Genomic DNA, 2,350 nt, shown 5'->3' on the forward strand with positions numbered 1-2,350 from the left:
CTCGTGGCTAGCGAAATTATAGAGGGTTTCAGCACTCCCTCCTTGATCGCTGAATTTAGTCCTGAAATCGACACCCGCAGCCTCATTTTTGTCGTGCATGATGCGGACGAGGTCGAGGGCATCGTCGGGATACCTGATGGGTGCTCCGTTGACGATAATCGTACGAATATTCTCTCCGAGATAGTTTGTTCCCAAGCGTCCTTCTGCCTCGATGAGGTGGTAGAGCGTCGTCCCTTTCGCAACCCTGGTCTGGCGTGGGGGGCGCGGGGGGATGGCGAGCGCATTGAATGGCCCACGGGGATTTGTCATTAGGTCGCGAATCACGTCCTCAGGGTTGGTGATAGTGAAATGCTTGGCAACAAACGTTCCGCCTTCTGCGAGGACCATGTCCCGATAGGCGGGACCCCCAATGTGGCCTGGGTTAAAGAGGCAGTAGAGTCTGTTGCGCTCCTCGAAGGGGATGTCGGCCATTGCTTGCTTATAGAGTGTTGGTCCTAGTGCCCAGTCCTGCTCTGTATAGTACGTCACTTTAGGTCTTCCTGTCGAGCCACTCGAGGAGAAATCCTGCGCGATGGGATCAGTGATGCCGAGTTCCTCAACAGTCCCTTCCTGGCGAATATGGGTGGCATAGCGGTCGGGGAGCAACTCAAGAGGATCAATGCTTCGGACGACGCGAGGAGTGAGGAGTGGAAGCTTTGTAATGTCACTGAGCGTTTCGATGCTCTCCAGGTCAACGCCTTCGCGAACGTACCACTCGCGGTAGAACGTGTTGTTCTTGACGAGGTCTGTAAGAAATGCTTTGAACACGGGGAAGATGAGAGCTTCCCTTTCTTCTTGTGGGAGGAAATCGAATTTCTTGCTCCCTAAGTCAATGCTTTCATTCCCAAACCTAAGTTCAGACTCAATCATGACTATTCCCTTGGGAGTGAGTTGTCAAGATTTTATAAACATTTTCATTTATTGCTACTAAGTAATGGTTTCAATCAGCAAGTGGTTCGTCGAAGGACACACCTGAGGACACTCTTTGTTCGTTCAGGTAGAATGGGCTTATTCGTGCTTACGCCAATCAAAAAAACACATGTGGTCTTGCAAGAAGAGAATAAAACAACACGAAAACTGCTTTACTTTCTTGCTTTCTCAATCTTCCCGCTTAGCAACGCATCAAGCGACTGATCATTCACTTTAATGACCTGCCAGCGAACACCAGGAATATCCCCTTTTGACCTTCCTCTATTCCCGCCAATACACTCAACAATGACTTCGTCGTGCTCGTCAACCAGCTTGCTCGCGCCATCACCGGGAAGGAATGCTGTTATTTGCTTTCCGTTCTTGACCAACTGGACGCGCACACATTTACGCATGGCAGAGTTTGGCTGCTTCGCCTCCCGTTGCACCTTTTCAAGCACGATGCCTGCCGCTTGGCTGGCTCCCTCAAGCGGGTCCGACTTAAGATGCAACTTGAGCACCTTCTTTGCATACCATTGATACTGCTTTCTCGCCTTTGCACGACGCTTTCGCAGCTTCTTTGCAGCATTCAATCCGTTAGTCTTCTTTCCCATTGTTCAAACCACACGAATCTCCTTCAGGTGAGGATGATACGTCTTTACAATCTCTTCCAACGCACGAAGATTCTGCGCCCGAGCACCAATCAAGAGGCCTTTCGTCTTCACATCCGGCCCGGTCAGCGTCACGACGCCGTCCTGCTCCTCAATCTTGACAACCCGTAGCGGCGCCACGATATTCTGAATAAGACGCAGCATGTCAGGGTGAAACTCCACTATTTTAATCTTTCGCTTCATCACCTCCTCGAGTCGCTTCAAATTGCTCAATTGCTTCCCCAGCGCCTTTGCAAGCTTCCCCTCATCGACGAAAAAAAGCAGCCGATCGCGAAAGGTGAAGCAGTCTTTAACAGGAACTCTTGTCACCTTCTCGAACAAGGAGAACAGCTGCAAATGCTCCACAGTATAGGTCGGCGACACGCTAACGAACACCCAATACCATTATAGCAAACGGTTTCTTGCACAGCACCCCAAGCTCGGTGTTAGGAATGTCCAAAGAGACCACCTCGACATCGCCCAGGCCGCCCAAATGACGCACCTCTTCAACAAGCTTTGTTGGCGTGTTCTTGGCTAAAAAAACTTTTTTCAACCCGCCCTTGCGCAGCTCTTTTAACACAACTTCTTTCCCAATGACGCCACGGCCTTCCTTCACTGCCTTTCGTATTTCATCAAGCATAAACAACCACCTGCTACTTCTTGACTTTCGCAATCAAATCAATCATGCCCGTCCCTGTTGGTATTGGCTGATTCACCATCACATTCTCAATAACACTGTTGAGCTCGTCATACTC

The 2,350-nt window shown here is 50.1% G+C and carries 4 protein-coding genes; all 4 read right to left on the reverse strand.

From position 1 onward, the window contains the following. Positions 1-909: hypothetical protein (locus D6783_02670; protein RME53190.1), on the reverse strand; the 909-nt coding region annotated here is incomplete at its 3' end. 212 nt (positions 910-1,121) lie between these two features. Further along, positions 1,122-1,559 carry a 30S ribosomal protein S12 gene (locus D6783_02675; protein ID RME53191.1) on the reverse strand — a complete coding sequence of 146 codons (438 nt, stop codon included), beginning with the start codon at positions 1,557-1,559 and terminating at the stop codon, positions 1,122-1,124. Positions 1,560-1,562: 3 nt separating this feature from the next. Next, on the reverse strand, positions 1,563-1,991 hold the full coding sequence (locus D6783_02680; GenBank protein ID RME53192.1) for a NusA-like transcription termination signal-binding factor: 429 nt from the start codon (positions 1,989-1,991) through the stop codon (positions 1,563-1,565). Continuing rightward, the gene (locus tag D6783_02685) at positions 1,981-2,235 is read right to left on the reverse strand and encodes a 50S ribosomal protein L30 (protein ID RME53193.1); all 255 of its coding nucleotides are present in this window, start codon (positions 2,233-2,235) and stop codon (positions 1,981-1,983) included. Before D6783_02685 ends, D6783_02680 begins: the two co-directional genes overlap by 11 nt. Between the last annotated feature and the right edge of the window lie 115 nt (positions 2,236-2,350).

The organism is Candidatus Woesearchaeota archaeon, from assembly GCA_003694805.1.
GTDB lineage: Archaea > Nanobdellota > Nanobdellia > Woesearchaeales > J110 > J110.

Excerpts from the sequence above, each read along its gene's own strand:
- D6783_02675 (RME53191.1), bottom strand. The coding sequence starts at position 1,559 with ATGGGAAAGAAGACTAACGGATTGAATGCTGCAAAGAAGCTGCGAAAG.
- D6783_02685 (RME53193.1), bottom strand. The coding sequence starts at position 2,235 with ATGCTTGATGAAATACGAAAGGCAGTGAAGGAAGGCCGTGGCGTCATT.